Source organism: Thermococcus sp., assembly GCF_027063845.1.
Lineage (GTDB): Archaea > Methanobacteriota_B > Thermococci > Thermococcales > Thermococcaceae > Thermococcus.
The window spans coordinates 1-6659 of record NZ_JAMOQU010000062.1 but is presented as its reverse complement, the minus strand read 5'-3'; the positions used below and the strand labels follow the sequence as shown (position 1 = coordinate 6659).

Annotated in this window: 6 protein-coding genes and 1 pseudogene; 4 read left to right on the top strand and 3 right to left on the bottom strand. The window is 54.4% G+C overall.

Features of this window, described 5'->3' with window-relative positions:
• Nucleotides 1–11: 11 nt before the first annotated feature.
• Nucleotides 12–662, top strand: a complete 651-nt coding sequence (locus tag MVO87_RS04135; protein WP_297515699.1) for a peroxiredoxin — start codon at nt 12–14, stop codon at nt 660–662.
• Nucleotides 663–672: 10 nt separating this feature from the next.
• On the opposite strand, the gene MVO87_RS04130 is transcribed toward MVO87_RS04135, so the two are convergent.
• Nucleotides 673–1206: a GNAT family N-acetyltransferase gene (locus MVO87_RS04130; RefSeq protein ID WP_042689792.1), complete on the bottom strand. Its 534-nt coding sequence runs from the start codon at nt 1204–1206 to the stop codon at nt 673–675.
• A gap of 46 nt (nt 1207–1252) precedes the next feature.
• On the opposite strand from MVO87_RS04130, the gene MVO87_RS04125 reads away from it, so the two are divergent.
• Entirely contained in the window at nt 1253–2209 is a 957-nt protein-coding gene (locus MVO87_RS04125; RefSeq protein ID WP_297552313.1) for a transcriptional regulator, read from the top strand.
• Here the strand turns inward: MVO87_RS04125 and MVO87_RS04120 are convergent.
• Nucleotides 2202–3449: an HD domain-containing protein gene (locus MVO87_RS04120; RefSeq protein WP_297512875.1), complete on the bottom strand. Its 1248-nt coding sequence runs from the start codon at nt 3447–3449 to the stop codon at nt 2202–2204. The two genes, MVO87_RS04125 and MVO87_RS04120, sit on opposite strands and share 8 nt — an antisense overlap.
• A 79-nt stretch (nt 3450–3528) precedes the next feature.
• Nucleotides 3529–4809, bottom strand: a complete 1281-nt coding sequence (locus MVO87_RS04115; RefSeq protein ID WP_297552311.1) for a phenylacetate--CoA ligase family protein — start codon at nt 4807–4809, stop codon at nt 3529–3531.
• A 117-nt stretch (nt 4810–4926) separates the two neighbouring features.
• Between MVO87_RS04115 and MVO87_RS04110 the strand changes: the two genes are divergently transcribed.
• Together MVO87_RS04110 and MVO87_RS04105 are read left to right on the top strand one after the other, a co-directional pair.
• Nucleotides 4927–5979, top strand: coding sequence for a hypothetical protein (locus tag MVO87_RS04110; RefSeq protein ID WP_297552309.1), 1053 nt, complete (start codon nt 4927–4929; stop codon nt 5977–5979).
• A gap of 31 nt (nt 5980–6010) precedes the next feature.
• Nucleotides 6011–6659: pseudogene (locus tag MVO87_RS04105) on the top strand (DUF835 domain-containing protein); the annotation flags it as partial.

Sequence of the window (6659 nt, the reverse complement as noted above, 5' to 3'; positions counted from 1 at the left end):
GGTGATGAAAGATGGTCGTCATAGGAGAAAAGTTCCCAGAGGTTGAGGTCAAGACCACCCACGGAGTGATAAAGCTCCCGGACTACTTCGCCGAGAAGGGCAAGTGGTTCATACTCTTCAGCCACCCCGCTGACTTCACCCCGGTCTGTACCACCGAGTTCTACGCCATGCAGAAGAGGCTCGACAAGTTCAGGGAGCTCGGCGTCGAGCCGATAGGACTCAGCGTTGACCAGGTCTTCAGCCACATCAAGTGGATGGAGTGGATAAAGGAGAACCTCGGCGTTGAGATTGAGTTCCCGATTATCGCCGACGACCGCGGTGAGCTCGCCGAGAAGCTCGGCATGATCCCGAGCGGTTTAACCCAGACGGCGAGGGCAGTCTTCGTCGTTGACGACAAGGGCGTCATCCGCGCGATAGTCTACTACCCTGCCGAGGTCGGCAGGGACTGGGACGAGATACTCAGGCTCGTCAAGGCCCTCAAGGTCAGCGACGAAAAGGGAGTTGCTCTTCCGCATAAGTGGCCCGAGAACGAGCTCATCGGCGACAAGGTCATCATCCCGCCGGCCAGCAACATCGAGGAGAAGAAGGCCAGGGAAGAAGCCAAGGCCAAGGGCGAAATCGAGTGCTACGACTGGTGGTTCTGCTACAAGAAGCTCGAGTGAGCTTCTTTCCCTATTCTTCTCTAAACCTCTCGAAAATCAGCTCGTCCACGAATCCGTAGCCGGGAACGTGGTGGTGTTTTCTCAGCCTCCCAACGAGCTCGAAGCCGTTCTTCTCAAGGACCTTTATCGAGGCAACGTTCGGCTCGTAAACCCTCGCGTAGACCTTCCTGAGGTTGAGCCAGTTGAAGGCGTAATCGAGGGCCAACTTCACCGCCTCGCTTCCATAGCCCCTCCCCCAGTGCTCCCTTCCAAGGAAGTAGCCGAGCTCCGCCCTTCCGTCGCGGTGGTCTATTCTGTGAAGCCCTATGAAACCGACGAGGGAAGAAGTTGAGTTTTCCACTATCGAAAAGACCTTCTCGCGCTCCTTTGCCTTTCTAATCCTCTCGTACCACTCCATCTCGTCCTCAAAGAAGAAGACTTCCTCAGGGGCCGTTAAGAAGAGCCTTACGCTCCTGTCGTTGAACCAGAGCCACGCTTTCCTTACGTCGTCCCTCAGCGGAACGGCGAGCGAAACGAGGTTGCCTTTGAGAACGACCGGCCTCATCGGGCGCACCTTAACTTTATTAAGCCCTTACGAGTATTTAAACCCGATGGAGAGGGAGAAGCTCATCAAAACCGTTGAGGCAATACTCAGGAGCGCGGGCTACAAAACGGCCCGTCTCGAGTTTAGAGGCTCATGCTTCGACATAGTCGCGAGCCGGTTAGTGGTTCTTCTCTTCCTCAAGGTCGTCGCGAACATAGACACCGTTACCGAGGAGCAGGCCGAGGATTTGAAGAGGCTCGCGAAGTTCTTCAACGCTTCCCCCCTTATAGTGGGCCTTCGCTCGAAGAACGCGGAGCTTGAGGAGGGAGTTGTTTACGAGCGCTTCGGAATCTACGCTTTAAGACCGGAAACGCTCTACGACGTCCTCACAAACAACGAGCTACCGGCCATCTTCGCGGAGCGCGGTGGACTCTACGTCAGAATAAACGGCGAACTTCTCAGGGAGCTTCGCGAGAGGCACGGTTATTCGGTCAACGAGCTGGCACAGCTCCTCGGGGTTTCGAGGAAGACCCTCCTCAACTACGAGCGCGGTGAGCAGGCCGTTTCCCTCGAGGTGGCGATTAGGCTTGAGGAGCTCTTCGACGAGGCTTTAGCCGAGCCGATTGACGTTCTGAGCGCGAGGGTCGAGGCGAAGCTCGATGTTAAGCCCGAGAGCCCCCTCGAAAAAGAGGTCTTCGAGAGGCTGAAGCGCCTCGGCCTCGGCCTCGTGAAGGTTAAGAAGGCCCCGTTCAACGCGGTTTCCAAGGGCAACGAGTTCAGAATCCTAACTGGGATAGATGAGAGGAAGACCCGCTCGACGGTGAAGAGGGCCGAGATGGTGGCCGAGGTTGGCAGGATAATCAACTCCGACGGCGTGTTCATCCTTGAGAAGACCAAGACCGAAGTCGTCAAGGAGGTTCCCATAATCCCGAAGGAGAGCCTCAGGGAAGTCAGGGATGCCGACGAGCTCATTGAGATGATTGAGGAGCTCAAAAAGGAGATAAAGGCTAAGCTCTTCAGCTGAAGAGCACCTTTCTCCAGCTCTCGCGGAGTTTTCCGACGTACTTCTCCGGAGAGGCTATGAGAACGGCCCACCTCGGGGTCTGCCTCCTCTTGAGGGCATTGGCGAGGGGGGTTACCTTTGATAGGGGCTGAACCTCGCCGTTTTCGAGGAGCACCTTTATGCCGGTCTCCTTCAGTCTCGGCTCGCTGAGCATCAGGTCGGCTATGCTGAACTCGAGGATTACCTCGCCCTCGCTCGCGCCGACGGCTTCCGCCAGGGCCCTCTCAAGCTCCTGCCTCCTCTTGACGTTCCTGTAAGCCGACAGCAACTCCCTCTTCTCCTCCGGACTGAGCTCCTCCGCGCTCGCGAGAACCGCGGCCTTGTAGAGCTTCCTGTAAAGGACGCGCCTCGTGAGCTCCGCAGGAAGACCCTCCAAATCCTCGAGTTCAACTAAAACCCGGCAGTCGGTCATCTTCCAGAAGTCCCAGAGGTGGTCCTCTTCAAGGGCGAACTCCAGGGCTCTGGTCAGCATGCCCTCGGCAATCTTCACCGTGTGGTGGAAGTAAACGCGTGAGTACATCAGCGAGCGCGCCACCATCATTCCCTCGACGGCTTCAACACCCTTCTCGTCGACGACGAGCTCGTCATCGTGGATTTCGAGCACCTTTAGGAGCCTCTCAAGGTCTATTATTCCATGCGCAACGCCGGTGTAGTGAGCATCCCTAATGAGGTAGTCGAGCTGGTCAACGTCAACTCCCCCGTGGAGCATCTGGCCGAGGTAGGGCTTCTTCGCCCTGCCGAGTATTAGGTCCGCCACTTCCCTCGGCTCAATTCCGTGGCTTTCCAGTATCTCCGGAATCTTTCTGCCGTCCTCGTCTCCCGTTATGTTTATCCGCCCCGTTATGATGTCCCCGCCGAGGCGCATGTGGTCGCGCTCCTTCACGTAGTGCCGGTAGATTCCCTCGAAGGTGTGGCTTAGGGGCCCATGCCCGATGTCGTGAAGTAAAGCGCCGACCTGGAGGAGCAGGCTTTCATCTTCTTCGAGTCCGACCTCCTCGGAGAGGCGCTTTGCTATGTGCCACGTTCCGAGGGAGTGCTCGAAGCGCGAATGATTGGCGCCGGGGTAGACGAGGTACGCCAGACCGAGCTGTCTTATGTGCCTGAGCCTCTGGAACTCGGGCGTTTTGACGAGTTCGAGGATTACCCCCGTGACCTTCATGCTACCGTGAATTCCGTCGTGAATAATCTTCGCTTTCGCCATTCCCACCACCGGCTGGAAATCTGAGAAGGGTCTTAAATAACTTTTCGGCATTATGACAAGAAAGTTAAAGGGAAGAAAATCAGAAGTCCTTTCCAGCGACGTATATTCTCTTGGTCTTCCCAGGTCTGATTGGAAGACCCTCGCGGAGCTTTTCCAGCGGGACTGCCTCGATTATGAGCTCCGAGCTTTTCGCTTCCTCTACCTCGTAGCGAACCGGATTGTTGGCCTCGTAGATGAGCTCCCTCACCTCATCCTCGATTCCGGCTGGTTTTTCACCCTCGTAGGCGACCCTAATTATAACCCTCGGCCTCGGGTTGTCCGGCGAGAGTGGATAGTAGAGCATCACGAAGTCCGTGAGCTCGGGATGGCCGTAGACTATCTCCATGACCTGGTCTATGTGGAGCTTTGCCCCGGAGAGAACGACGACGTCTTTAACGCGGATTATGCTGACGACTTCGCCGTTTTCGAGCCTCGCCAAATCGCCGATATCGTAGTTGAAGAGCGGTAACCCAGTTAGTTCGCCCTCGCGCATGACCTTTGTGATGTAGAGCCTCTTGTATTCCGGATAATCCTCGTCGCCGGTGTCCTCAAGGACTATTACAGACTCCCCGAAGTGGAACGGCGTTGCGCCTTTCTTTGTAACTATCCTGAAGCCGGTAACGTCGTCCTCGGTCGAGCCGAAATTGTCTATGACGACGGCGTTCGGGAACAGCTCAAGGGTGGCCTTGGCCAGCTCGGGTGTGAGTGTCTCACCGCCGACGACTATCGTTTTAACGTCCTCTCTGAGCTTCTCCGGCAGGATGAGGCCGAGGTTGTAGGCGGTGGCAGTTAGGGCCCATATCGAGGTTGGTTTTATGTCCTCAAGCTCCTTGAGAAGGAGTTCCCGGTTCTGGAGGTAGGTAATCGGAACCTGGAAGTACGCAATCCCTGCGTTGTTGCCTTCAAGCCCGCTCAGTGCGAAGTTGCCCGATGAAGACGGCAGCGGCGGGAAGAAAGAAGCGACCCGTTCGCCCTTCTCGAAGTACTCGTTGACCCAGGGTGCCATCTGGCGTGCGGTTCGTCTCTTGTCGTCCGGGGTGAAAGGCACCCTCTTTGGCCGGCCAGTCGTCCCGCTGGTTCGCATAACCGCGTGGAAGAGACGGCCCTCCCGTATGTAGTCTGGCCAGACGTGGGACTTCTCGTAAAGGTCATGGGGCTTGATTGTTACCCTGGTCGTTAGTTCGCCGAGGGTTTCTGGAGAAATCCCTTCCAGGTCAAAACCCTCGAATTTCTCTTTCCAGAACGGAGTCGTTTCCACGGCTTTGCTCAGGGTGTATTTAAACCCATCCAGCAGGGTTTCGCGATATATAACGGTGGGCATGGCGTCACCCATCAACATTGGGGGTTGGTTTATTTAACCTTATGGGTTCAAAATGCAACTTTCGTTTAGAAGGACGTTTAAGAAAGGCTTATATTCTCTTACGAACAATTACATGCCATGACGTACGACGATGTCCCCAAAGATTTAATTGAGGAACCCCTTAAAGTCAAAGAAGACGAAGTTCTAAGCCACCTCAAAAGAACCATCCGTTATCACATTAAACACACACCCTATTGGAAGAGTTTCCAAGTTGACGATGAGGGAATTGTGGGGAACACTGTCATTGAGACAGTTGAAAACATGCTCAACAGGGGCTTTCTCGTAGAGGAAGATTACCTACGTACCAACTGGCTCGATTTTCTACCAGAGGGCTACCCCGGCAGAGTTCGCTTTTATCAGTCCTCAGGAACCACGCGCGAGAGGGCCATCGGACACTGGGACCGGGAATACGTGAGATACCTTGTCTCGTACCTTAAATCCGCCCTCGACGAACTTTACGGCCTGAACGAAACGTTTCCCCCGGGCAGGATGCGTGCCCTTGCACACGGGCCCTACGGCTGGTATCAGGACGAGATAAGCGAGCTCGTGTGGAGCTACGGTGGCTACCTGTACTTCATAGGAATGGAAACAGACGGGCTGAAGAGGGTTTTGGAGGAAAAAGGAGCTGAGGAAGTCTTAAGAATTCTCAACCCACTCGTTCGCTACACAGAGCGCGTGCTTAAGCGGGACAGGATAAACCTTGCGAGAACCGCACCACCTTTAATCGGGCTCTTTGAAAGCGCATCGGAGGATATAGAAGCCGTTATCCTGAGTGGCGTTGGAACAGACGTCGCTTTTCTCAAGGAAGTCGAGGAGAAGTTCCCAAACGCCATGGCAGTCCCGCTCTACGGCTACTACCTCTTCGGTGACCTCGTTGGGGTTCCCGGTAGAAGGAGGATATCCTACTATCCCAACTGGCCATTCACACTGGTTCTTCCGGTCAAAAAAACAGAGGATGGATACCGTGTGGTGGATTACGGTGAAAGGGGTTTGCTGGCCGTGGTTATAGCCAGACCTGAGGTGCTCGTTGTGAAGATTGAAGAGGAAACCGCCGTCCGGGCTCCGCCGGCCGGACCGTTTAGATGGGACGGCTTTACCGACCCGAGGAGGGTTGGTTATGGGTATAAATAATGTGTTATCCACTGTCAGTGGACTTCTTGTAATGGTAGCAGACCTCACAGCCTTTGCATTGATGCTAAGGATGTACTTCAAGCGCAGACGCAGGTCGGCTCTGTTTTTCTCTGTGGCATGGATTGCGGATTTCACAATGGTTGCCCTTTCGGCGTCTGCGAATCGAATTTTGCTGACGGTAGCTGAACTCTCACTTACAGTTTTTGCAATGTTCATGTTCATTGGCTCGGTGAAACTCCTTGAGGAGGAATCAATACCGTTGTCCCACTCAACCATCAAAAAAATGGCTTTAATGGCTCCAGTATTTTACGTGTTTGTTGTTGCAGTGTACGAGTTTACAGGCGATGCCAATTGGGCCCTAACGGCGGGTGTTTCTTTTGGTGTAAGTGGCTCGCTGGTCTCAGCTAGTGGAGTACTTCTTAAGCCCGTCGAGGCTATTTACGAGAGACCCGCCAGGATTCTTTATATCAGCGTCGTCCTTTTTGGCCTCCATCTTATCCCAGCAGCGCTTTTCGGTCTCTATGAATGGTATCTACCAATAGGGTTTACGCTCTCGACGATATTAACGGTTATGATGGCGTACTCGATGTATCGTCTTACGTCTACGAGAAAGTTCCTTGAGCGTGGTATTGATGTCAAAGCACCGGAAATACACAGTGGTACGATTATAGTCCAGCCAA

Coding starts and splice junctions, on each gene's coding strand:
- MVO87_RS04135 (WP_297515699.1), top strand. CDS start 12: ATGGTCGTCATAGGAGAAAAGTTCCCAGAGGTTGAGGTCAAGACCACC.
- MVO87_RS04130 (WP_042689792.1), bottom strand. CDS start 1,206: ATGAGGCCGGTCGTTCTCAAAGGCAACCTCGTTTCGCTCGCCGTTCCG.
- MVO87_RS04125 (WP_297552313.1), top strand. CDS start 1,253: ATGGAGAGGGAGAAGCTCATCAAAACCGTTGAGGCAATACTCAGGAGC.
- MVO87_RS04120 (WP_297512875.1), bottom strand. CDS start 3,449: ATGGCGAAAGCGAAGATTATTCACGACGGAATTCACGGTAGCATGAAG.
- MVO87_RS04115 (WP_297552311.1), bottom strand. CDS start 4,809: ATGCCCACCGTTATATATCGCGAAACCCTGCTGGATGGGTTTAAATAC.
- MVO87_RS04110 (WP_297552309.1), top strand. CDS start 4,927: ATGACGTACGACGATGTCCCCAAAGATTTAATTGAGGAACCCCTTAAA.